We start from the raw sequence: 21,960 nt of genomic DNA, 5'->3' as shown, positions 1-21,960 counted from the left end.
TGGAATGTTTTGCAGATATCCGTCGCCGGCGCGGCAGACTGCGAGACCGTCTAGCGGATAATGCCGAGATCGGCAGGCAGCATCGCCTTGAAAAGCGCGATGGCCTTGTCGCCCTCTTCTCGTTCGATCGAGATCGCGTAGCGGACGGCAGCCGCCACCAGCTGCATGGTCAATCGGGCAATGCGTGCAAGCTCGGCATGATCGCGCTCCGGCCAAAGACGCTCGAGAACGGTCAGGAATGCCTGCGAATGCCATTCCATGTCTTCGGCATCGACCTGCTGAAGCAGTTTGTCGGCATGAGTGGCATGCCAGATGTCGCGCATGACGGGCTCACCCAGGAACATCGCATAGTAACCGTCCACGATGCGGCCAAGGCCAGCGTGAAGCTGGTCGCGGCTTTTGATCGCCACCAGCTCATCCTCGACGCACTGCCGCCCCTGCTCGTTAAAGCGCTCCGCCAGCACACGGATGATCGCCGTCTTGTCGGGGAAATATTGATAGAGCGAGCCGAACGAAACGCCGGCCTTCTCGACGATTTCCCCCATGCGCAGCGCATCGCTGCCATTTGCCGCAATCAGCTCGGATGCCACCGAAAGGATCAGATCGACGCGCTCTCGGCCGCGTTGCTGGCTGGGTATGCGCCTTGGCGTGCCCGCCTCGTCCTTGCTGCGCCTGCGTCTCGCGATCTGTTCCTGCGTCATGCCATTCCCTGCCTGTGACTGTTGACAAGCAATATAAGAGAGATTATCACATTTCGCAAATGAGAGAATTTATCACATTTTGGCTGGAGGAGTTTGAAATGCAAATCTCGACGATTGCCATCATCGGCGGATTGGGAAAGACCGGCGGTCGGGTTGCCGAACGGCTGAGGGAACGTGGCATTGCAATTCGTGCCGCGTCCCGCTCGACGACGCCGCGCTTCGACTGGCAGGACCGCGACACGTGGCATGGGGCGCTCGAAGGTGTTTCCGCCGCTTATGTGACGTTCCAGCCGGATCTTGCGGTCGAGTGGGCAGCCGAGGCTATCGCCGCTTTTGCGGAAGTGGCGATCAAAGCCGGGGTGGAGCACATCGTGTTGCTCTCCGGGCGCGGCGAAGACGGGGCTGTTCGCAGCGAGGAGAAATTGAAGGCCACGGGCATCGGCTACACGGTGCTGCGCGCCAGTTGGTTCAACCAGAATTTTAGCGAGGGTGCATTCCTGGACGGGCTGCTTCAGGGCAAGCTCGCCTTACCGGCCGGCGACGTGCCTGAGCCTTTCGTCGATGTCGACGATATCGCCGATGTAGCCGTTGCATGTCTGACCGATCCGCGTCACCGCAACCGGACCTATGAGTTGAGCGGCCCGCGTGCCCTGACCTTTCGCCAGGCGGTATCCGAAATTGCCAAGGCTTCCGGCAGGACCATCGGCTATGAGACGGTTCCCATCGATGCCTTCATCGCGGAAATGACCGCCTATGGCCTGCCGCGAGAGGCGACCGACCTCCTGCACGAACTCTTCACTCAGGTGCTCGATGGCCGCAATTCGCCTGTCATGGATGGCGTTAACCAGATTCTCGGCAGGCAGCCGAAAGATTTCTCCGACTATGCCCGACAAACCGCCGCAACCGGCATCTGGAGTATTCAGTCATGACCTTCCCGATCACGAATATCGCCCTTGTCATCGCCGCGATCAGCAGCGGCCTGCTTGCCGGCGTCTACTTCGCCTTCTCGACCTTCATCATGCAGGCCTTCGCCCGCCTCCCCGTCGACCAGGGCATCGCCGCGATGCAATCGATCAACACGACGATCGTCCGTTCGCCGTTCATTGCCCTTTTCATACTGACGGCCTTGCTTTCCATCTTCATCGCCGTGATGGCCATCCTCTATTGGCGCGGCGGCACCAGCATGTTCATGCTGATTGGAGCGGCGCTCTATATCGTCGCCAGCCTGCTCTCGACCATGATCTTCAATGTTCCCATGAACAACGCGCTCGATAAGGTCGACGGCCATTCCGCGGAATCGGCGCAGCTATGGTCGAGCTATCTCGTCGACTGGACGAGATGGAACCACGTTCGCACCGTCGCCTCATTGCTTGCAGCATGCGCTTTTGTGAAAGCCTTGTTCTGAACGGGACAAGGCCGCCGAATGCCGGTCAGACGGCGTGCAGATAGGCCGCAACCTCGACCCGGTTGCGGCCGTTTCGCTTGGCTTCGTAAAGTGCTTTGTCGGCGGCGCGAAGGACACTGTCGAACCCGACGCCATTGACCGTACCGGTTGCGACACCGGCGCTGACGGTGCAGACGAAAGACTTTTCGTCGATGTTGATCGCCTGCGCCGCAAAGGCATCGCGCACCCGCTCCGCCACCTGCTCTGCACGACCCGGCAGTGTGTTGTCGAGCACAAGCGCAAACTCCTCGCCGCCGAGCCGCGCCACGGTGTCCGAGGACCGCAGGCCAAAGGAGAGTTCCTCACCGAATAGCTTCAGCACGCGATCGCCGGCGGCATGTCCATGCTGATCGTTGATCGCCTTGAAGCGATCGATATCGAAAATGATGACGGCCATGGACGGACCGAAGGAGCGATGCCCGTAAAGATCGAAAAGCGCGCGGCGATTGAGCAGGCCCGTGAGAGAATCCGTGATCGCCTCCTGCCGATGCAGGGCAGCCTGGCGCCACTGATGCAAAGCGAGCGACAGCGCCCCGATGCCGGTCATTCCGGCGATGCAGACGGCGAGGCTGAAATCCTCCGCCCAGTTGTCCGGCGCATGCCCGAGCACGAGCTTGCCATCTGCAATCAGCACGGCGGCGCACAAGGCAAAAGAAATGGCCGTCATCGTGTAAAGCGCGGTGATGCCGTAAAGTGGCGTCGGTGCTTCACGGCGGCTCATCCAATATTCGCGCGCCGTCAGAAGCAAAAGGATCGTGACGACAACATTGTCAGCCATGAAAGCCAAGCCGTCGTAACCGGCGAGCATCGGCCCGACCGAGGCAACGATGCCGATGACGCTGCTGACAAAGAAGCGGATTTTCGAGAGGCGGCGTGTGCGAAACTGATGACCGGCAACCCAAATCGTCGGAAAGCCGATGAAAAACAGCACGAACGTCAGGATGGCAAAAATCGGCTTGGGATGGTCCACATAGGACCCGTAGATGAATATCCCGACGACCAGAGGCACGAGACCGGCGGAACACGTCAGAAGAAAGGTGTCAGGCCGACGCGAAAACCAGCTCCCGACCAACGTCACCGCGAGACAAGACGCGGAAACGCCAAGGGCTAGAAGAAGCGAATTGTAATCGACCAGCATCATGCTCTTTCAACGGTCTCTTTTTTACCGCAGGGGATCGACGACACGCTAGGCCTCAAGGGGTATCAAATTGGTTACGGCAAATAATAAAGAAGATATATATCAGCAAAATATACGTGTCATATCGCGGCAAAACACGCTTATATTTCCGCTTTATTTCTGACAGGTCGACATTAGTTATATTAGATATATATAATATTTAGATTTCGACATCCCAGTGCAACGGGAACATAGGGTCGAAAACGGTAACCGGACCGGCGCCCGTTTCAATTTTCGCCGGGAAGGCGACCGTTTGCGAACGTCGTACCAACGTGATGGTATCGTCGTTCACAGGCAGCCCATACCAGGCCGGGCCGTTCAACGAGGTGAAGGCTTCCAGCCTGTCCAAAGCGCCATCCTGTTCGAAAACGTGGGCAAGGCAGCTCATCGTATTGATTGACGTATAGATGCCGGCACAGCCGCACCCGCATTCTTTCAACGGATCGACGTGCGGAGCGGAATCGGTGCCCAGGAAAAACCGGCTGTCACCACTGGTCGCAGCCGCGCGCAATGCCAGACGATGGCTCTCGCGCTTGGCGACCGGCAGGCAATAATAATGCGGGCGGATGCCGCCCACGAGGATGGCGTTGCGGTTGATGATGAGATGATGCGTCGTGATGGAGCCCGCGAGGTTCGCCTTTGCCGACTTGATGTAGTCGATGCCATCCGATGTCGTCACATGCTCCATCGTAACCTTCAGCTCCGGCAGGCGCTGGCGTAGCGGATCGAGCACGGTTTCGATGAAAACGGCCTCGCGATCGAAGATATCGACATCAGCCGTCGTCACCTCGCCGTGGACGCAGAGCGGTAGGCCGATCTTTGCCATGCGCTCCAGCACCGGCATGGCATTGTCGAGATTGCGCACGCCGCCGTGGGAGTTGGTCGTCGCACCGGCCGGGTAGAGCTTGACGGCCGTGATCAGGCCGCTCTTCTTGCCTTCCTCGACATCGTCGGGGTTGGTGTGCTCGGTGAGATAAAGCGTCATCAACGGCTGAAAGCAATCACCTGACGGCAGGGCTTTCAGGATGCGCTCGCGATAGGCGGTCGCGTCCGCCGTCGTCACGACCGGCGGCACGAGGTTGGGCATGATGATCGCGCGGGCGAAATGCCTGGAGGTGTCGCCAATCACGCCTTCCAGCATGGCGCCATCCCGCAAGTGCAAATGCCAGTCATCGGGACGGCGGATGGTGAGCTTTTGCATGGGCGCGACCTCTCGGCGTATGAGCGCGATCTTGCCGCAAGGCGGTTTCAGCCTCTTCGGAATCGCGCTTTTTGACAGTGCGCTTCGATAGCACTATCCGCCCCGGGAAAACAATCGGAGACCGCATCGAAATGCACGAAAGGCTCAGTCCTGTACGATATCGATCGTAACGTCGGCGGCGCGACGGTTTTCCAGAATGAGCCGGCCATTCGGCAGGTCGTTGCCATAGACCTTGGCGCTGGATTCCTCGTCAGCGAGATTATAGCCCCGCCAGCGGGCCCATAACCGCTCCTCCAGCACCTCCATCGGCGGGGCGAGCATGATCGAATAATCGAACATACCTTCGAGCTCAGCCCATTTCCCCTGGCTGAACAGAAGATAGTTGCCCTCGATCACGATAAAGCGGTGGTCGGCGGAGACGATCCTTGCCGAAGCGATCGCCAGCTCGCGCGAGCGATCGAAGACCGGAACCAGCACCTCCTGATCGGCGGCGCGCACGGCTTTGACGATATCGAGGAAGGCCCGCACATCGAAGCTTTCGGGAACGCCCTTGCGCTTCAGCAGGCCCTTCTCGATCAGGACGGCATTGTCCATATGGAAGCCGTCCATCGGCATGACTTCGGCGCTCTCTCCCTTGGCTTTCAGGGCCTTGGCAAGATTGTCCGCCAGCGTCGATTTACCGGCGCCCGGAGGGCCGCCGATCGCTATGAGAAAGCGCTTGGTGTTGCCGGCGCGAGCGAAGATCTCACCGGCAACATCCTCAACGGAGATGCTCATGCGGCAACAGGCTCCGTGGGCGCAGCCTTTGCGCCGGTCATGAAGGCAACGGCATCCGACATCGAGTATTCCTTGGGATTGATGACGGTCAGGCGCCGCCCAAGGCGATGAATGTGGATACGGTCAGCAACCTCGAAGACATGCGGCATGTTGTGCGAGATCAGCACGATCGGCAGGCCGCGGGCGCGAACATCGAGGATGAGTTCGAGAACCTTGCGGCTTTCCTTGACGCCGAGGGCTGCCGTCGGTTCGTCCATGATGACGACCTTGGAGCCGAAGGCTGCCGCCCGCGCGACGGCCACACCCTGGCGCTGGCCACCCGACAGCGTTTCCACCGCCTGGTTGATGTTCTGGATGGTCATCAGGCCAAGCTCGGTCAGCTTGTCGCGGGCGCGCTTTTCCATGGCCGGCCGATCGAGCATGCGGAAGACCGAGCCGAGAATGCCGGGTCGGCGCAATTCGCGTCCCAGGAACATGTTGTCGGCAATCGAGAGCGCAGGCGACAGAGCCAAGTTCTGATAGACGGTCTCGATGCCGGCTTCGCGCGCTTCCATCGGCGAGCGAAACTGCACCGGTTTGCCTTCCAGCTTGATCTCACCCTCGTCGGGAATGACCGCGCCGGAGATCGCCTTGATCAGCGAGGACTTGCCGGCGCCGTTGTCGCCGATCACGGCGAGGATTTCGCCGGGATAGAGATCGAAATCGGCATTGTCGAGCGCAGTGACGCGTCCATAGCGCTTGACGAGGCCGCGGGCGGTGAGGATGGGTTCGCCTGTCGGGGTCATGCCGATACCTTTCTGATCCACTGATCGATCGCGACGGCGCCGATGATGAGCACGCCGGTCAAAAGCACCTTCCACTGCGGGTCGGCGCCGAGCATGTTGAGGCCCATGGAGACGACGCCGACGATCATCGCGCCGAAGAGCGTGCCGAGGATCGAGCCGCGGCCGCCGAAGAGCGAGATGCCGCCGATGACCGTTGCGGTAATTGCCTGAAGATTGAAATCCGTGACGGCTGAAGACGGCGACACCGAGCCGTTACGACCGATGGAAACCCAGGCAGCCAGGCCGGCAATGAGGCCAGAAACACCGTAAACGGCAAGAAGGACTTTCTTGGTCTGGATGCCGGCGAGCTTCGCCGCTTCCGGATCGTCGCCGACGGCATAGACGTGACGACCCCAGGCGGTGTGATTGAGGATGTACCAGAGAGCGACCACGAGAAGCACGGTGGCGATGACGCCAAGCGTCAGCACCGCACCACCGACACGGAAACTGATGGCGAAGAGGTGCAGGAGCGGCGCCTGTTGGTCGACATCGGTATCGCGAATGGTCTCGTTTGCCGAATAAATGAAGTTCGTCGCCATGACGATGTTCCAGGTGCCGAGCGTCACGATGAACGGCGGCAGCTTCATGTTGGCAACGAGGAAACCGTTGAGCAGGCCGCAGAGGCCGCCCACGACCAGGCCGGCCAGAATGGCGATCGGCGTCGGCAGACCGTATGTCACGGCGACATTGCCCATGACGACGGAGGAAATGACCATGATGACGCCGATCGACAGGTCGATGCCGGCGGTCAGAATGACCAGCGTCTGGGCGGCGCCGAGAATGCCGACGATGGCGATCTGCTGCAGGATCAGCGTCAGCGTATAGGCGGAAAAGAACCGCCCGCCGATGGTGATACCAAAGATCACGATCGACAGCACCAGGACGATCAGCGGCACCGCCGCCGGCGTCGAGTGCAGAAAGTGCTGCACGCGCTTGAGAAGAGAGACATTCTGATGCTCGAACGAGGCGACGTTCTTGTCGCTGCCGTCGAGAACACGTTCGAATTCCTGTGCTCCGGACATAATATTCCTCCGCCACCGCGCACATGCGCGGAAACCGCCGGCTGCTGGGGGCCAGCCAGGACGAACCCGACCGACGTGACTGTTGCGATTGTTCTGCTCCCTATCGAAGAGCCGCGCCAGCAGGCGCATGGCGCGGCTCCCGAAGAGACTATATCACATTCGTGAGGGGCTTAGCCCCAGCACTTTCCAAGGCCTTCCTTGGTGTCGATGGACTTAACGCCGGAAACCGGCTTGTCCGTCACCAGGGAGACACCGGTGTCGAAGAAGGACTTGCCTTCGGTCGGCTTCGGCTTTTCGCCGCTATCGGCGAATTTCTTGATCGCCTCGACACCGAGCGACGCCATCATCAGCGGATACTGCTGAGCGGTCGCGCCGATCACACCTTCGGTGACCGACTTGACGCCCGGGCAACCGCCGTCGATCGAAACGATCAGGACCTGCTTTTCGAGGCCGACGGCCTTGAGAGCCTGATAGGCGCCGACTGCAGCCGGTTCGTTGATCGTGTGGATGACGTTGATGCTGGAGTCCTTCTGGAGAAGGTTTTCCATGGCCTTGCGGCCGCCTTCTTCATTGCCGTTGGTCACGTCATGACCGACGATGCGCGGGTCGGTTTCGTCGCCGATCTTGTTCGGATCCTTCGGGTCGATGCCGAAGCCGATCATGAAGCCCTGGTCGCGCAGAACGTCGACGGAGGGCTGCGACGGGGTGAGGTCGAGGAAGCCGATCTTGGCATCCTTGGCCTTGTCGCCGAGCGTTTCCTTGGCCCACTGGCCAACGAGCTTGCCGGCGAGCAGGTTATCGGTTGCGAACGTGGCGTCGGCGGCATCGGCCGGCTCGAGCGGCGTGTCGAGCGCGATGACCAGCATGCCGGCGTCGCGGGCCTTCTTGACCGACGGGACGATGCCCTTCGTGTCGGAAGCGGCGATCAGGATGCCCTTGGCGCCATCGGCGATGCAGCTTTCGATCGCGGCGACCTGGCTTTCGCTGTCACCATCGATCTTGCCGGCGTAGGACTTCAGCGTCACGCCGAGTTCCTTGGCCTTGGCGGTCGCGCCTTCCTTCATCTTGACAAAGAAGGGGTTCGTATCGGTCTTGGTGATGAGGCATGCGGATACGCCGGCGGCCTTGGCAGGGGCTGCAAATGCAACGCCGAGCGCCAGAGCGGCGACTGCTGCGGAAATAACAGATTTCTTCATTCAATCCTCCCGATGTTTGAAAAGCCGGACCGTCCGGCAGCCCGGGCCCGAACCCGGCTGAAGCTGCGTTATGCCTGTCAGATTATTTCCGGTGGACCTCCTCCAAGGCCATAAACGCATCCTCTACGCTCATATCTGAGCCTAAAGATTTCCGGCTGTCAATAAATAAATCGGATTGAATTATTAATTCGATGTGGCATTCTGGTAGAAAATAGGGCATGGCCATGATGGAAGGAGCAGGCCCATGTCTCTCGTGCACGACCCGGAGGACACACCCACAACACCGGCGATTCTCGACCCCAGCGGGGGCGCGAACCAGCTTGGCGTGCGCGCCCATAACGAGCGGCTCGTGCTGTCGCTGGTGCGGCGTCACGATGCCTTGTCCAAGGCCGATATCGCCCGTCGCAGCGGGCTTTCGGCACAGACGGTGTCCGTCATCATGCGGGAGCTGGAAAAGGACGGACTGCTGTCGCGCGATGCCCCGGTGCGTGGCCGCGTCGGGCAGCCATCCATCCCCATGCGCCTCAATCCCGACGCGGTGCTTTCCTTTGGTGTGAAGATAGGCCGACGCAGCGCCGATCTGGTGCTGATGGATTTCGTCGGCGGCATCCGCATGCAGCTTCACCAGATTTACTCCTACCCGCTGCCGGAGAATATCATCGCCTTCATCACGGCCGGCATCAAGGAGCTGGAAGGCCGCCTCAGCGAGGGCGAGCGCCGCAAGATCGCCGGCATGGGTGTTGCCGCGCCCTTCGAGCTCTGGAACTGGGCCGAGCAGGTGGGTGCGCCGCCCGGCGCCATGGATATCTGGCGCGGCTTCGATCTGCGGGCGGAAATCGCCTCTCGCGTCCCCTACCCTGTCTTCCTGCAAAACGACGCGACCAGCGCCTGCGGTGCGGAACTGGTTTTTGGCGTCGGCTCACATTATCCTGATTTCGTTTACTTCTTCATCGGCTCCTTCCTTGGCGGCGGCATTGTCCTGAATTCCTCGATCTTCGTTGGACGAACAGGAACGGCCGGTGCGCTCGGCCCCCTGCCCGTGCGCGGCCGCAACGGCGAAAACCGCCAGCTGCTCGAGATCGCTTCCGTGTTCGTGCTGGAGAACCTGCTGCGGGATCACGGCTTCGATCCGCGGCCTCTCTGGTACTCGGCCGATAACTGGATCGATTTCGGCGAGCCGCTGGAAATCTGGATCCAGGATACGGCGAAGGCCCTGGCGCAGGCGATCGTCGCGGCCGCCTCGGTGATCGATTTCAGCGCCGCCGTCATCGATGGCGGTTTCCCCGACTGGGTTCGCGAGCGCGTGGTGCGCGCAACGATCAAGGCTGCCGCCGAACTTGACCTGCAGGGCGTCGTCATGCCCGATATCGTCGAAGGCGCGGTCGGCCCGCAAGCGCGCGCCATAGGCGGCGCCAGCCTGCCGATCTTCGCGCGCTACCTGATCGACCAGAACGTTCTTTTCAAGGAGATAGAGCATGCTGAAGGGCATTGACCCGTTGCTGAGCCCGGATTTGCTGGCGACCTTGCGCGCCATGGGCCACGGCGACGAGATCGCCCTCGTGGACGGCAACTATCCCGGGTTGGAGCATGGCCGCCGTCTCATCCGTCTCGACGGTCATGGCGTCATCCGCGTGCTCGATGCCGTGCTCAGCGTGCTGCCGATCGACGATTTCGTGCCGCAGGCCATCTTCCGCGCGACCGTGCGACAAGACCGCGATGCGGTCGATCCCGTTCATGCCGAAATGATCGAATGCTGTGGGCGGCACGCTCCGGACATCAAGGTGGTGCCTTTACTGCCGGCGGAATTCTACGAGCGGGTGCAGCGTGCGCATGCGCTGATCCAGACCAGCGAGCCCCGGCTCTACGGCAACATCATCCTGCGCAAGGGTGTGATCTATCCCATGAGGTAGCGAGGGCGGCTTGCCCCAAAACCCTTCATGCCGCCTTTGGCCTCCTTCTCCCCGCAAGCGGGGAGAGAGTTAGGGTGAGTAGCAAGACTCTCAAAGCAGCGAGAGCTCGCACTGCGCCCTCAAATATCCACTGCCGAGGGGCCCCAGACATCCGTCATGGCAAAGCCTTCCGCCATCGGATCGAACGGGTCCAGCGCAACCTGGGTCAAGCCGAATGTGAAGCCGCGGCCGGTGATGGTCGGGATAATGGCCGGCTTGCCGGCAACTTCGGTCTCCGCATGCAGGCCGACTTCGAATTCCGAACCGATGATCGAGCGGGATTTGAAGACATCGCCGACCTTGGCCTTGCCGCGAGCATGCAGCGTCGCCAGATTGGCGGAATTGCCGGTGCCGCAAGGCGAGCGGTCGGCGCGGCCGGGCCACATGGTCGTACAGGTACGGATGGCGCCATCGGTATCGATGTCGCGGAACATGACATAGGCGACGCCTGATATCGCCGGGATCTCCGGGTGAACCACCGACATGGAGCGGTTGATCGCATCCTTCAAGATCATGCCCGCCTGAACGAGAGCGGCCGCATTGCCCTTCTCGATCGTCAGGCCGATCTGGCCGACATCGACCAGCGCGTAAAAGATACCGCCATAGCAGAGGTCGAGCTTGATAGTGCCCCATTGCTCGGTATCGAGCGCCACATCGAGCTCATGCACGAAGGACGGCACCATGGTGAGACGCACCTTCTCGCAACGGCCATCACGGCAGGTCGCGGTGGCTCGGACGAGGCCGGCGGCGGTATCGAGTGTGACGACCGTTTCCGGCTCCTTCATCTCGACGATGCCGGATTCGAGCAAAGCGGTGGTCACGCAGATGGAATTCGAACCCGAGCTTGCATGCGCCTGATCCGGCTGCAGGATGATGAACCCGGCATCAGCCTCGGGATGCTTGGCGGGCAACAGAAGGTTCACTGACCCGATCGGCGCGCCACGCGGCTCCAGCACGAGGAAACGCCGCAACTCCTGACCTTTCGGATCGGTGTTCAGCCAATGCAGCTGTTCGGCAATGCTGTTGCCGGGGATCTTCGGCACACCGCCGATGGCGACACGACCGATTTCCCCTTCGCAGTGAACATCCAGCAGCTGGATCGTGCGCTTCCATCTCATCTCATCGGCTCCCATCCGACGCATCGCGTCATGTCATAGTCAGTGCGGGCGGCTCAACGACAGCTCTGCCGGCGCCATTCACCCGTCGCGATCCTGTGATATATCAGATCGCATGACGTGGCTATGGCGATCGATGGCGATGCCACCTTGCATCAAGCCCGAGCGGCCTTATTGCCGCAGAGCATCGCCGACATTGCTTCCGGTTGCTTCGACGCTATCGCCGAGTGAGCCGACCGTATTGTTGGCGGACGCGCCGACGCGGCGCCATTGCTCGCCGTAATTCTGCCGGGTGCGGGGATCGAAAATGGCAATGGGTGCGCTGACGGCTGCACCTGCAACGCTGCCCACCGTCTGCGCCGCCCCCATCGCAACCGCGCCGACCGCATCGCCAATGCCCACATCGGAATCAGTGATCGTCTGGCCTGCAATCAATCGGGCGCCGATCAGCTTTACCACCTCGGGGCTCTCGGCGAACTTGCCGTGGTTCAGGCCATCGCCCGTCTTGAGCTTGGTGAGGTCGAGGACTGTAATACCCTGCTTCTCCAGCTCGCTGCGATAAGGCTCGGCGGTTGGGTCGATCTGGCCGAGACGATCGATATTGCCGGAAATGCGGCGCGAGAGTGAAAGCGCGCGGTCGTCGCGCGAGACGAACAGGGTGAAATGCGGCTTGTCCTTGCCGAGTGCCGCAAACTGCCGTCCGAAGACATCGACATCGAGATCCGGCGAAGCGAGAATGACGTTCTTGATCTTGGGTGCAACGCGACCGTTGCGGATCGCCATTTGCCGAAGCGATTCGACAGCAAGCCAGCTGCCCATCGAATGCGCCATGACCGTGATGTCGCCAACGGAGGGATCGGCCGCGACACGACGCAGCAACTCTTCCAGCGAATCGCGAGAATAGTTGGTGCTTTCCTTGTCATAGGCGTAATCGAAGATGCTGGCGCGCGATGGCCAGGTGAAGACGATCGGGGCGACCTCGGCATGCGAATCGTGAACGATCTGCGCGAAGCGATAGACCGCATCCTCATAGCGATTGTTGAAACCGTGCACGAAGATCAGCACGCGCTTGTTCTTTGGCAGCTCCGCGTGCAGCCATGCGCGCCCGTCCGTTTCGGTGGCCAATGGCTTGACGGCGGTCGTAACGAAATTCTTCAGGGGATTGCCGGGCAGACGGCTGGGCCACTGAACCTGGCCGACCTTGCGATTGGCTTCCGGCGGGATGGAAACGCTGACGGCATCCACCTTCAGGCCGGGACCGCGTTCGCCGGAAAACAGGATTGCCGGATCCTTGTCCGGCAGGCGCGTGGTGGCGACAAGGAGATCGACCTTCGATGTGCCTGGAACATTTTCACCGACCGGCTGCATGACCCCGATGGGGCGACCGCAAGCCGCGAGGCACAGCGTCATCATGACGGCAGCAGTCCGGACAAGCATCATTTTCCATCGGCCGGAACTCGCCATACGCTGCATCATGCAACCTCTTTTTACGCCTGATTATCGCGCCACTCTACGCATCGGCATCCGACGCGCAAGCCGGCGACACCATTCTCGGCCACATGAACCGATGCTAATTCGCACCGGCATTGCAAAGGCGCAACGCCATGCTCAAACACTGAATGATGCGGAAATTCCTGGACTGAGCGGAATAAAAAAGAGCCCGATGCGGGAGGAGGATGCATCGGGCTCTTGATCCGGATTGGCAACTGGGAGGAGGAGTGTTGCCAATCATTGAAGGAGCGCTGGGAGGAGGAGTGCGCTGCCTTCGAGGGAGTAGATATAACGCCGGGCTCGGCATTGAAAGATAATCTTTCGCATTGCAGCAATGCACCAAGCGCATTGCTTCCTATCAAATAGCGACCCGGATGCGAAAAACCCCGTACGGAAACGGCAAATGAACCATCTGAACGCCTATTTTAAAGCCGCCCGCTTCCGATTCACATGATCGTGATCGCGAAAATGCATGCGTTCTTCGAGCGCAGAACGCAATCAGGCGACGGAGGTATCCTGCTCCGCCGCCTGATTTGCCGTCGATCGACGCTTCTTGAAGCCAAGTAGCCTTATGCTGCCTTGAATGCCTTCTTGCCTTCGGCATCCAGGGCCGTAAATTCGTCGTCGGACAATGTGATGTTCACCGCCGAGGTATTTTCCTCGAGGTGCTTCACCTTACCCGTTCCGGGGATCGGCAGCATCACCGGGCTGCGCTTCAGCACCCAGGCGAGTGCGATCTGGCTGGGCGCAGCATTATGCTTCTTGGCGATGGTGTCGAGAAGCGAGCCTTCCTTGGCAAGATCGCCGGCAGCCAGCGGGAACCACGGAATGAAGCCGATATTGTGCTTTTCGCAATAATCTAGAACGTCCTCGCTGGTGCGATCGACGAGATTATAGCGGTTCTGCACGGTCGCGACCTTGAAGTGCTTCGATGCGGCCTCGATGTCGGCAACCGAAACTTCGCTCAAGCCGGCATGACGAATAATCCCGTCGTCGAGCAGGGACTTTACGGCATCGAACTGTTCGGCGGCCGGCACCTTGGAATCGATGCGATGGAGCTGCCAGAGATCGATGCGGTCGACGCCGAGATTGCGAAGGCTCTTATGGGCCTGCTGTATCAGATATTCCGGGCGGCCGAGCGGCACCCAGACATTTGGCCCGGTTCGGGTCAGGCCGCCTTTGGTGGCAATGACGAGATCCTTGCCGTAGGGATGAAGGGCTTCCTTGATGAGACGTTCGGAAACATCCGGACCATAGGAGTCGGCGGTATCGATGAAGTTTATGCCAAGCTGCGGCAAGCGCTTCAGCGTGCGGACGGCTTCTGCATGATCTTCAGGCTCGCCCCATATGCCGGCACCGGTGACGCGCATGGCGCCGAAGCCGAGACGATGAACGGGAAGATCGCCACCGATCTTGAATTGACCTGATTTGGCTGCGTCGAAATCTGACATGGTTTTTGTCCCTTTGCTGATTTTAAATATATCGGGGTCTCCCGGCATTGGAGCCGTCGAGATCCGTCAAGCAAATTGAGCTGTTCGCGAAGGAGAGGAATGAGGTCGCGACGGTAAGTAGATGGGTCGGCATCCCCGCATATGCAATGCATTACCGGGGCTCGAATTCATCTTTCGGATGTCGATGATCGATAAAGGTCGTCAAGCGTACTCGGATCGCCGAGCTGACGGCATCAGCGAGCCTGCAAATGCTGTTTCGCCAATAGGCCCAGATCGGCAAAGGCGGCCCAAAACTCATCGAACATGACGCGGGCGAATTGCTCCAGCGGGAGATCGGCCTGCGCGGCATTCCAGCGCTCGCCGCCGATCCGCATCATGCTGACGACAGCCGCGGCAAGCATGCCCAAGCGCAGCTGCTCTTCCGCGCTGCCATCGCCGCGGGCACATAGGGCTTCAGCCAATTTCTTCTCGAGTTTGGCGTATTTCAATTGATCGCGCGCCCGAAGTGCCGGCGTATCCCGGATCAAAGCGGCAATGGCCAGCCGTTGCGGATCCGATATCGCTGCGTGAAGAGCAGCGTTGATCGCCGCTTCGATGACCTCGATCAACGAGGCTTCCACCGGCTGAGCGGCAACGGCTTCGCTCAATTCGTCGGCAAAGCCATCCTGCCAGGCGGCGACGACATTTTCCTTGCTTGGAAAATAATCGAAGAAGCTGCGCTTCGACACGTCCGCAGCCTCGGTGATATCTTCGATGGTGGTGTTGTCGAAGCCGCGTTCGAGAAACAGCTTCAGGGCCATGGCCTCGATTCGCTCGCGGGTCTGGCGGCGCTTGCGCTCGCGCCGGCCTTCTCTCAGCGCGATATCGATTCCCGGCACATCCGCCATGTGTTGCCCCCGTTATGCACCCGCTTCAGGCCGCCCCGTATCGGCCTTGCCGGCTTCCGACGCATAGGCGGCGATTCCGGCGTTGTCTGCGGTGCTACGATATTTGGAGCCGTTGATCGAGATCTCCAGCGGATTTTGCCGCGTTATCCGATAGACGCCGGCCGGCGGGATATTGCGGACGGTGCCGCCAATGCGCTTGCCGCGCAAACCAAGGCTTTCGAGAATAGGCCGCGTCACTGGACAGCGTGGGCCATAGGTGAACTGATAGAAGGCGCCGCCCGGCTTCATCGTTGCAAAGGCGCCACCGACGATCGCCTGAACTTTCGAAGGTGGCATCGACAGGAGCGGCAGACCGCTGACGACAGCACCGAAAGGCTCATCATCGAACAGGCCGCAATCAGCGAGCCTCGCCGCATCCATCTGCACGACCCGCGCTGCGGGAAAACGGCCTCGCAATCGAACGGCAAATTCCTCGCCAAATTCCACAAGCGTCAGTGCGCTTTCGGGTATGCCGCGAGCCAAAAGTGCGCGAGTGAAAACCCCTGTACCGGGGCCAAGCTCAAGAACCGGGCCATCGAATGGGTCGATCTCCTGCGTCATCAATTTCGCCAGGCGCTCTCCGGAGGGGGCAACGGCGGCAACCCGCATCGGATGGCTCACCCAAGAGCGGAAAAATTGCACGAAATCAGCGCATGATGTTTTTGTCGTCATTCCGCGAATCCAATCTCCGACTACGGTTCAGGCATGCGTGATCAGGGCCGAGCAGCATGGCATTTCAAAGGCATGCTTACCATTTGTTCTAGGGGAACCCTCGGCACCTGCAACCCGGCAGGGTCAAATATATTCAATCAATACAAACTTGCATTTAGTGCAAATAATAACCAAATACAAGAGGCGACGCTTAGTTCCCTTCACAGGAGTTCCGCAATGCCAGACTGGACAGTGAAAGACATACCGCCCCAAACAGGCCGAATAGCGGTGATTACGGGCGCGAACAGCGGCATCGGCTATGAAACGGCGAAGGCGCTCGCCGGAGCCGGTGCAAAGGTGATCATCGCATCGCGCAACGAGAGCAAAGGCCTTCAGGCGCTCGCGAACATCCGCGCGGCCACGCCGGACGCCGATATTGCCTTCGAGCCGCTTGATCTCTCCAGCCTCGATTCGGTTGCCCGGGCCGCCACGCGCGTCGCAGCCTCCGTCCCCCGCGTCGACCTCCTGATCAACAATGCCGGTGTGATGGCGATTCCTGACCGCCACGAAACGGAAGACGGCTTCGAAATGCAAATGGGCGCGAATTATATCGGCCACTTCGCCTGGACGATGCGCTTGCTGCCAAAGGTATTTCTTGCCGACAATCCACGCGTGGTGACTGTCAGCAGCCTGGCGCATCGCAGCGGCAGAATCCATTTCGACGATCTGCAGTGGCGGCGGAACTACGGACCCTGGCGTGCTTATTGCCAATCCAAACTGGCGACGCTTCTGTTCAGCCTGGAGCTCGACCGGATTGCCCGCACCGAGCATTGGGGATTGAGGAGCATTGCCGCCCATCCCGGTTACTCTGTTACGGGCCTGCAGACGTCAGGCCCGCGGATGGGGCGGGATAGAACAAGCCTTGCCGAGCTGGGAATGAAAATCATGGAGCCGCTGTTCTCGCAGTCGGCAGCCGCTGGTGCTCTGCCCACGCTTTTTGCCGCCACGGCACCTCAGGCAGAAAGCGGCGCCATGTATGGTCCCAATGGCTTCTACGAACTCAAGGGGCCGCCTGTCCGTTCGCGGATTGCCCCTCATACTCGTGATCCCGCCGTTTGGCGGCGGCTTTGGGACATTTCGGAACAACTGACGGGATTGACGTTGCCGTCGCCCGCCATGGGCTGATGTATCGCCTTCCCCGCAACAGCGGAGAAGGCGTCGTCCCTTCGTCTTATCCCGTTACGGGCTTACGCACTGGCGGCGCGGGCCGTTGGTCGGCTGGTAGGTATTGTCGGACGCGCGATAGGTCTTGTAGCGGCTCGCGCACCAACGAACATGCGCGCTGCCGCGCGGCGGATGAGAAACGGCGCCACCGATAATCGCACCGGCGGTGAATGCGGCAAGCGGATACCAGAAGCCGTCATGATAGCGGCGATAGCCCGGGCGGGCGTAGCGATAGCCCCGATGACCATGCCAATAGCCGCCGCGATAGTGATGGCGATAGTGCGGACGGAAATGCGGGCGATAATGTCCGCGGTGATGCCGATACTGGACGTCGATCACACCGGGAGCCTGACCGCCCGTTTGCGTGGTTGCAGGTTGAGCCATTGGCTGAATCGGTCCCGCGGCCGCCGGCTCAAAGGATGAAAGCGCCAGCATGGCACTCAAGGCGGTCACCGTCACCGTTGTCAGTAGTCGTTTCACAGCTCTTCTCCTTTTGAGGGGTAATAAGAAGTGATAACGCGCGGTGATTGAAATTGTTTCACGACATTATCGCTTGCGAATAAATGGCAAGCTGCAATATAGATAGCAAGCCTACCTAACTACTATTGGCCGATGACACATGGACAAATCCGACCTTCATCACGCTCTCGACGAGGCACATGCGCTTGCTGAAGCGCTGCGCCCCGCGCTCCACCGCCTGTATCGGCAATTGCGCCGCGAGAGCGACGATCCGGGGCTTTCACCGCTGCATGCACTGCTGCTTGCCGCAATCTTGCGGCAGCCGGGGATCGGCGTCGCCGAGCTGGCACGAATGGAAAAGCTGCGGGGGCCGACCATTTCCGGGCATGTAAAGGCCATGGAGCGGGGTGGGCTCATCACGCGCGCGGAACCCGACCCGAATGATCGCAGGCGCAATGGGCTTGTCGCGACCGAAAAGGGTCAGGATATCATTCGAAGCATGAAGCAGAAACGAACCGATTGGCTTGCCTCGGAACTCGCCAAACTATCACCGGACGAGCGTGCGGCGATCCGTGCCGCCGTCGGGCCGCTTGCGGAGATTGGACAATGAGCGACGTTCAGCCGAATATCGTGTCCTCTTCGACAGTAGCAGTCGATGACGCAGCCGACCGCCGCGAGATCCGCGCGGTGATCCTCGGCCTGATGATCGTTCTTGGCCTCGGCGCCATCGACCAGAGCATCGTTGCAACGGCCTTGCCGCGCATCGTCAGCGACCTCGGCGGTCTTACGCATCTTTCCTGGGTCGTCAGCGCCTATGTGCTCGCCTCCACCAGCACCATGCCGCTTTATGGAAAGCTCAGCGATCAATACGGCCGCAAGCCGATGATCTATGCCGCGATCCTGATCTTCCTGCTCGGATCCGTCCTCAGCGGCATGGCGCAGACGCTGATGCAGCTCATCATATTCCGCGCCATACAGGGCATCGGTGCCGGCGGATTGTTGCCGTTGGCGCAGATTATCATCGGCGACATCGTGCCGCCCGCAAGACGCGGCCGCAATCAGGGCTCGATCGCCGCCGTCTTCGCCGTTTGCAGCGTCATCGGCCCGATCGCCGGCGGCGTCATCACCGATCTCCTGTCATGGCATTGGATCTTCTATGTCAACCTGCCGATCGGCGCCGTTGCGCTCGTCATGATCGGTCGGGCGCTCAAGCGCCCGCATCAGTCGCGCAGCCGCCGCATCGATTACCTTGGAGCCGCGTTGCTGACGGGATGCACGACCAGCTTTCTGCTAGTCCTTGCGCTCGGCGGCAACGAATGGGCATGGAACTCTCCGGAGATTTTTGGGCTCTCCGGCGTTGCCCTGGTGCTTTGCGTCCTCTTCATCCTGCATATCCGGCGCGAGCCCGAACCGGTGCTGCCGCCCGATCTTTTCCGCAACCGGCTCTTTGTCGTTGCCTGCATCGTTCTCGCGCTGACGTTCATGGGAATGCTCGGGGCGAGCCTATTCTTTCCGCTGTTCTTCCAGATGGTCATGGGAGTAAGTCCGTCTCACTCCGGCCTGCTCACCGGCCCGCTTATGGTCGGCGTCGTCATCTCGTCCATGTTCAACGGGCGCATCCTCATGCATCGCTTCGGGCGCTACAAGCCGGCCCAGCTTTTCGGCCTGAGCTTGGCAACACTTTCCTTTGCGGCTCTTGCCTGGGCCGCGGCAACAAGTCAGGGCTTTCTGGTCATAGAGCCATCGGTTTTCGCGCTTGGTATGGGCCTTGGGCTTGTAATGCCGACCATGACCATCGCCGTTCAGAACGCCCTGCCCCTCGCCCATCGTGGCGTCGGTACGGCGACGCTGGCCTTCTTCCGCTCGCTCGGCGGCCTGATCGGCGTGACCGGCTCCGGCGCCATCCTGGCCTATCGTGTGCAGAACGCCTCCGGCGCACTCGAGAGCGTCCATATGTCGTCTCTCACGGAAACCGGCCTGAAGCAGCTGGCTACAGCGTCTCCCGAAGTCCACGCAGCCGCTATCGCTCTTTATCGCCACGCGATCGCCATGACGTTTGCAACGGGAACCGCGATCGTGGCTCTAGCATTGATCGCGTTGCTCTTTCTGCCGGAATTGCCACTGGCAACAGATCATGGACGGGATGTCAGCCGGCCAGGCTGACCTGGCGGAAAAGCTGTGGACATTTAAGACGCGACTTGCATCAGCGGAACTGACGTCTCTTCGGCAATAACGGACTTCACCACCTCGTAGCGTTCGCTGAACCGCGGATCGGGCTTGATGTCGTCTTTGAGAAATTGCGCATAAGATGCGAAACTGAACTCTATGAAATGCTCCAAAGCGATCAACCGATAGTCCTGGTGCCGCTTGAACATGTAGGAGCCTTCGACGCCAAGAGCTTCACCGATTTCGGGATAGACCGGAAAGCAGGCGCCCGTGATAATCGTATCTGCAGGTACGATGTCGGTCCGATTGGGTTCGAACCCACATGTCTGCAGAAAGATGTGCGCCCGCGGCCTCGACCCGAGACTTTATATCTCGACGGCTCCAAGGGCGATCTACACTAGCGCGAAAACTCACGCGCTTGGCAGAGCTTAGTCTAAAAGCTTGGGAAAGAAATGGCGCACCCGAAGAGATTCGAACTCCTGACCCCCAGATTCGTAGTCTGGTGCTCTATCCAGCTGAGCTACGGGTGCGTGGCCGATGCGGAAGTAAACCGCTGGCGTGGGCGGTTCTCTAAAGGGTCCTTTGAGGGAATGCAAGCGGATTTCCGAAAAAGATCGCAATTTTCGTCCATAAACATGTCAAGCGTATGAAAATGCTCAACTTTCTTGCAAGCTCCGACTGCGATAATCATCGAGCGAAACGGGACGATCTGGAATTTCGATTCGGAACTGCGTGCCGGCTGCCGGCTTTTCGACGAGAGCGATAGTGCCGCCGTGAGCAAGCACCAGCTCGCGCGCGATTGCCAGGCCAAGTCCGGTACCGCCCGAGCGCGCAGAGCCACGGAACGCCGTGAACAGGTTCTCCCGCGCCTTCTGCGGCATGCCCGGCCCGGTGTCGTCAACCGTGATGCTGACGACGCTGCCGATCCGGTGCGCCGACACGGTAATGCGCTTCATGCTGTCGGAGGTGATATCGCTGAAGGCGAGCAGTGCCTGATGCGCGTTGCGGCAAAGATTGTGAATAACGCGAAACAGCTGCTCGCTGTCGGCATCGACTTCGAGCTCCTGGCTCACCTGCTCGACGAACTCTATGCCGCTTTCAGGATCGATCGCCAAAATGTCCCGGACTTCGCTGATCAGCTCGACCAGATGAATCTTTCGCCGGCGCGGCGCCGATTCGGACGTCTGGCCGTAGGACAGCACCTCGGTCGTATAGCCGACGGCACGGTCTATCGTGCGCAGAAGCTTGGGAGCGAAGCGCTTTACCATCGGATCGTCGACATCGACCAGGCGGTCCGACATGAGCTGTGCGGCCGAAAGGATGTTGCGCATGTCGTGGTTGATCTTCGAGACGGCAAGACCGAGAGCCGCGAGATTCTTCTGCTGCTTCAGCGTCTTCTGCAGTTGCGACTGCATCGACGCCAGGTGACGGCCGGCCACGGCTAGCTCGTCGCGCCCCGTGTCGGGCACGAGAACCCGGCCCGGATCCTCCGGATCGTCCGAATAGGCCTGCATGCTGTCGGTCAGGCGGCGGATCGGCCGGATCATCATCCGGTTGATCGCAAAGAAGATCAGCGTTGCCGTGAAGAGCGAAATCAGGATGGAAACGAAGAAGACGCTGCCGGAATAGGCAAGCATCGCATTGCGCAACCGCGTGTCCTTCAACACTACCTCGATCCCGGTTCCGGCGTCGCCCCCGACCGGGCCGAAAACGCGGATGATGCGGTTGCCGCCGAATAGCAGGGTATCGAGCGCATCTTTGATGGCGGTCAGCTGCGAGACATCGCTCAGATCATACATGTCGTCGACGGAGGCCGGCATCTCTGCCGTTGCGAGCAGTCGTGACGTCCCGTCCTTGCGCAGGACGATGGCCCGCGTGCCGGTGGCCATCAATGTTTCCTTCTGCAGCGCACGCGGCAATTCGGCCGGCTGCAGGCCGTCGATGACGATGGCGGCGGCGGCGGCCGTGTTCAGCCTGTCTTCCAGCCAGCGCAGCCGCATATTGGCGACGGAGGGCACGAAGATGAGCACTTCAGCCAGAAGAATGAAGCCGATGGTCAGGATGAGGAGTTTGCCGGAGAGGCCGCCGAAGATCCCGGTCGGCCGGCAAAATTGAGACAGGCGGACCTTTCCGGTCTTGCCGCCCTTTGCGGCGTCCCTGTCCTGCCCACTGTCCATTTCAATTGT

At 60.3% G+C, this 21,960-nt stretch carries 22 protein-coding genes and 1 tRNA gene; 7 read left to right on the top strand and 16 right to left on the bottom strand.

Annotated features, from left to right (window positions below):
* Positions 1 to 50: 50 nt before the first annotated feature.
* Entirely contained in the window at positions 51 to 701 is a 651-nt protein-coding gene (locus HGP17_RS18590; protein WP_168811656.1) for a TetR/AcrR family transcriptional regulator, read from the bottom strand.
* Between the two features lie 98 nt (positions 702 to 799).
* Between HGP17_RS18590 and HGP17_RS18585 the strand changes: the two genes are divergently transcribed.
* Positions 800 to 1,630: an NmrA family NAD(P)-binding protein gene (locus HGP17_RS18585; RefSeq protein WP_168811655.1), complete on the top strand. Its 831-nt coding sequence runs from the start codon at positions 800 to 802 to the stop codon at positions 1,628 to 1,630.
* Positions 1,627 to 2,106: an anthrone oxygenase family protein gene (locus HGP17_RS18580; RefSeq protein WP_168811653.1), complete on the top strand. Its 480-nt coding sequence runs from the start codon at positions 1,627 to 1,629 to the stop codon at positions 2,104 to 2,106. Before HGP17_RS18585 ends, HGP17_RS18580 begins: the two co-directional genes overlap by 4 nt.
* A 25-nt stretch (positions 2,107 to 2,131) precedes the next feature.
* Here HGP17_RS18580 and HGP17_RS18575 read toward each other — a convergent pair whose 3' ends face one another.
* The 6 genes from HGP17_RS18575 to HGP17_RS18550 form a co-directional block, all read right to left on the bottom strand.
* On the bottom strand, positions 2,132 to 3,283 hold the full coding sequence (locus HGP17_RS18575; protein ID WP_168811991.1) for a GGDEF domain-containing protein: 1,152 nt from the start codon (positions 3,281 to 3,283) through the stop codon (positions 2,132 to 2,134).
* A gap of 199 nt (positions 3,284 to 3,482) precedes the next feature.
* Positions 3,483 to 4,523, bottom strand: coding sequence for a dihydroorotase (gene pyrC / locus HGP17_RS18570; RefSeq protein WP_168811651.1), 1,041 nt, complete (start codon positions 4,521 to 4,523; stop codon positions 3,483 to 3,485).
* 144 nt (positions 4,524 to 4,667) lie between these two features.
* Positions 4,668 to 5,300, bottom strand: coding sequence for a nucleoside triphosphate hydrolase (locus HGP17_RS18565; RefSeq protein ID WP_168811649.1), 633 nt, complete (start codon positions 5,298 to 5,300; stop codon positions 4,668 to 4,670).
* Positions 5,297 to 6,085 (bottom strand): ATP-binding cassette domain-containing protein, encoded by a 789-nt coding sequence (locus HGP17_RS18560; RefSeq protein ID WP_168811988.1) that lies wholly within the window; start codon positions 6,083 to 6,085, stop codon positions 5,297 to 5,299. Before HGP17_RS18560 ends, HGP17_RS18565 begins: the two co-directional genes overlap by 4 nt.
* Positions 6,082 to 7,146, bottom strand: coding sequence for an ABC transporter permease (locus HGP17_RS18555; RefSeq protein WP_168811647.1), 1,065 nt, complete (start codon positions 7,144 to 7,146; stop codon positions 6,082 to 6,084). The genes HGP17_RS18560 and HGP17_RS18555 overlap by 4 nt, the downstream gene beginning before the upstream one ends.
* A gap of 170 nt (positions 7,147 to 7,316) precedes the next feature.
* A complete protein-coding gene (locus tag HGP17_RS18550; protein WP_168811645.1) occupies positions 7,317 to 8,342 on the bottom strand; it encodes a sugar ABC transporter substrate-binding protein in 1,026 nt (341 codons plus the stop codon).
* Positions 8,343 to 8,586: 244 nt separating this feature from the next.
* Between HGP17_RS18550 and HGP17_RS18545 the strand changes: the two genes are divergently transcribed.
* Positions 8,587 to 9,834, top strand: coding sequence for an ROK family transcriptional regulator (locus HGP17_RS18545; RefSeq protein ID WP_168811643.1), 1,248 nt, complete (start codon positions 8,587 to 8,589; stop codon positions 9,832 to 9,834).
* Positions 9,818 to 10,252, top strand: a complete 435-nt coding sequence (locus tag HGP17_RS18540; RefSeq protein WP_168811641.1) for an RbsD/FucU domain-containing protein — start codon at positions 9,818 to 9,820, stop codon at positions 10,250 to 10,252. The genes HGP17_RS18545 and HGP17_RS18540 overlap by 17 nt, the downstream gene beginning before the upstream one ends.
* 119 nt (positions 10,253 to 10,371) lie before the next feature.
* Here the strand turns inward: HGP17_RS18540 and HGP17_RS18535 are convergent, their stop codons facing one another.
* The 5 genes from HGP17_RS18535 to HGP17_RS18515 form a co-directional block, all read right to left on the bottom strand.
* A complete protein-coding gene (locus HGP17_RS18535; protein WP_168811639.1) occupies positions 10,372 to 11,409 on the bottom strand; it encodes a 4-hydroxyproline epimerase in 1,038 nt (345 codons plus the stop codon).
* 168 nt (positions 11,410 to 11,577) lie between these two features.
* Positions 11,578 to 12,882, bottom strand: a complete 1,305-nt coding sequence (locus HGP17_RS18530; RefSeq protein ID WP_246704141.1) for an alpha/beta hydrolase — start codon at positions 12,880 to 12,882, stop codon at positions 11,578 to 11,580.
* A gap of 584 nt (positions 12,883 to 13,466) precedes the next feature.
* Positions 13,467 to 14,348, bottom strand: a complete 882-nt coding sequence (locus HGP17_RS18525) for an aldo/keto reductase (protein WP_168811637.1) — start codon at positions 14,346 to 14,348, stop codon at positions 13,467 to 13,469.
* Between the two features lie 233 nt (positions 14,349 to 14,581).
* The gene (locus HGP17_RS18520) at positions 14,582 to 15,235 is read right to left on the bottom strand and encodes a TetR family transcriptional regulator (protein WP_168811635.1); all 654 of its coding nucleotides are present in this window, start codon (positions 15,233 to 15,235) and stop codon (positions 14,582 to 14,584) included.
* Between the two features lie 12 nt (positions 15,236 to 15,247).
* A complete protein-coding gene (locus HGP17_RS18515) occupies positions 15,248 to 15,946 on the bottom strand; it encodes a methyltransferase domain-containing protein (protein ID WP_168811633.1) in 699 nt (232 codons plus the stop codon).
* Positions 15,947 to 16,162: 216 nt separating this feature from the next.
* Here HGP17_RS18515 and HGP17_RS18510 point away from each other — a divergent pair, with 216 nt between their 5' ends.
* Positions 16,163 to 17,110, top strand: a complete 948-nt coding sequence (locus tag HGP17_RS18510; RefSeq protein ID WP_168811631.1) for an oxidoreductase — start codon at positions 16,163 to 16,165, stop codon at positions 17,108 to 17,110.
* 54 nt (positions 17,111 to 17,164) lie between these two features.
* Here HGP17_RS18510 and HGP17_RS18505 read toward each other — a convergent pair whose 3' ends face one another.
* Positions 17,165 to 17,629, bottom strand: a complete 465-nt coding sequence (locus tag HGP17_RS18505) for a BA14K family protein (protein WP_348648966.1) — start codon at positions 17,627 to 17,629, stop codon at positions 17,165 to 17,167.
* 139 nt (positions 17,630 to 17,768) lie between these two features.
* On the opposite strand from HGP17_RS18505, the gene HGP17_RS18500 reads away from it, so the two are divergent.
* On the top strand, positions 17,769 to 18,218 hold the full coding sequence (locus HGP17_RS18500; protein ID WP_168811629.1) for a MarR family transcriptional regulator: 450 nt from the start codon (positions 17,769 to 17,771) through the stop codon (positions 18,216 to 18,218).
* Positions 18,215 to 19,771: an MDR family MFS transporter gene (locus HGP17_RS18495; protein WP_168811627.1), complete on the top strand. Its 1,557-nt coding sequence runs from the start codon at positions 18,215 to 18,217 to the stop codon at positions 19,769 to 19,771. Before HGP17_RS18500 ends, HGP17_RS18495 begins: the two co-directional genes overlap by 4 nt.
* Positions 19,772 to 19,794: 23 nt before the next feature.
* On the opposite strand, the gene HGP17_RS33465 is transcribed toward HGP17_RS18495, so the two are convergent.
* From HGP17_RS33465 to HGP17_RS18480, 3 genes are all read right to left on the bottom strand, one after another.
* A complete protein-coding gene (locus HGP17_RS33465) occupies positions 19,795 to 19,983 on the bottom strand; it encodes a hypothetical protein (RefSeq protein WP_205926026.1) in 189 nt (62 codons plus the stop codon).
* A 244-nt stretch (positions 19,984 to 20,227) separates the two neighbouring features.
* Positions 20,228 to 20,304, bottom strand: a tRNA-Arg gene (locus HGP17_RS18485).
* A 126-nt stretch (positions 20,305 to 20,430) separates the two neighbouring features.
* Positions 20,431 to 21,951 (bottom strand): HAMP domain-containing sensor histidine kinase, encoded by a 1,521-nt coding sequence (locus HGP17_RS18480; RefSeq protein ID WP_168811625.1) that lies wholly within the window; start codon positions 21,949 to 21,951, stop codon positions 20,431 to 20,433.
* Positions 21,952 to 21,960 lie beyond the last annotated feature (9 nt).

Source organism: Rhizobium sp. P38BS-XIX, assembly GCF_012641435.1.
Classification (GTDB): domain Bacteria; phylum Pseudomonadota; class Alphaproteobacteria; order Rhizobiales; family Rhizobiaceae; genus Rhizobium.
The sequence above is the reverse complement of the archived record's forward strand: the minus strand, read 5'-3'. Positions and strand labels throughout refer to the sequence as shown.

Excerpts from the sequence above, each read along its gene's own strand:
- HGP17_RS18590 (WP_168811656.1), bottom strand. The coding sequence starts at position 701 with ATGACGCAGGAACAGATCGCGAGACGCAGGCGCAGCAAGGACGAGGCG.
- HGP17_RS18585 (WP_168811655.1), top strand. The coding sequence starts at position 800 with ATGCAAATCTCGACGATTGCCATCATCGGCGGATTGGGAAAGACCGGC.
- HGP17_RS18580 (WP_168811653.1), top strand. The coding sequence starts at position 1,627 with ATGACCTTCCCGATCACGAATATCGCCCTTGTCATCGCCGCGATCAGC.
- HGP17_RS18575 (WP_168811991.1), bottom strand. The coding sequence starts at position 3,283 with ATGCTGGTCGATTACAATTCGCTTCTTCTAGCCCTTGGCGTTTCCGCG.
- pyrC (WP_168811651.1), bottom strand. The coding sequence starts at position 4,523 with ATGCAAAAGCTCACCATCCGCCGTCCCGATGACTGGCATTTGCACTTG.
- HGP17_RS18565 (WP_168811649.1), bottom strand. The coding sequence starts at position 5,300 with ATGAGCATCTCCGTTGAGGATGTTGCCGGTGAGATCTTCGCTCGCGCC.
- HGP17_RS18560 (WP_168811988.1), bottom strand. The coding sequence starts at position 6,085 with ATGACCCCGACAGGCGAACCCATCCTCACCGCCCGCGGCCTCGTCAAG.
- HGP17_RS18555 (WP_168811647.1), bottom strand. The coding sequence starts at position 7,146 with ATGTCCGGAGCACAGGAATTCGAACGTGTTCTCGACGGCAGCGACAAG.
- HGP17_RS18550 (WP_168811645.1), bottom strand. The coding sequence starts at position 8,342 with ATGAAGAAATCTGTTATTTCCGCAGCAGTCGCCGCTCTGGCGCTCGGC.
- HGP17_RS18545 (WP_168811643.1), top strand. The coding sequence starts at position 8,587 with ATGTCTCTCGTGCACGACCCGGAGGACACACCCACAACACCGGCGATT.
- HGP17_RS18540 (WP_168811641.1), top strand. The coding sequence starts at position 9,818 with ATGCTGAAGGGCATTGACCCGTTGCTGAGCCCGGATTTGCTGGCGACC.
- HGP17_RS18535 (WP_168811639.1), bottom strand. The coding sequence starts at position 11,409 with ATGAGATGGAAGCGCACGATCCAGCTGCTGGATGTTCACTGCGAAGGG.
- HGP17_RS18530 (WP_246704141.1), bottom strand. The coding sequence starts at position 12,882 with ATGATGCAGCGTATGGCGAGTTCCGGCCGATGGAAAATGATGCTTGTC.
- HGP17_RS18525 (WP_168811637.1), bottom strand. The coding sequence starts at position 14,348 with ATGTCAGATTTCGACGCAGCCAAATCAGGTCAATTCAAGATCGGTGGC.
- HGP17_RS18520 (WP_168811635.1), bottom strand. The coding sequence starts at position 15,235 with ATGGCGGATGTGCCGGGAATCGATATCGCGCTGAGAGAAGGCCGGCGC.
- HGP17_RS18515 (WP_168811633.1), bottom strand. The coding sequence starts at position 15,946 with ATGACGACAAAAACATCATGCGCTGATTTCGTGCAATTTTTCCGCTCT.
- HGP17_RS18510 (WP_168811631.1), top strand. The coding sequence starts at position 16,163 with ATGCCAGACTGGACAGTGAAAGACATACCGCCCCAAACAGGCCGAATA.
- HGP17_RS18500 (WP_168811629.1), top strand. The coding sequence starts at position 17,769 with ATGGACAAATCCGACCTTCATCACGCTCTCGACGAGGCACATGCGCTT.
- HGP17_RS18495 (WP_168811627.1), top strand. The coding sequence starts at position 18,215 with ATGAGCGACGTTCAGCCGAATATCGTGTCCTCTTCGACAGTAGCAGTC.
- HGP17_RS33465 (WP_205926026.1), bottom strand. The coding sequence starts at position 19,983 with ATGTTCAAGCGGCACCAGGACTATCGGTTGATCGCTTTGGAGCATTTC.
- HGP17_RS18480 (WP_168811625.1), bottom strand. The coding sequence starts at position 21,951 with ATGGACAGTGGGCAGGACAGGGACGCCGCAAAGGGCGGCAAGACCGGA.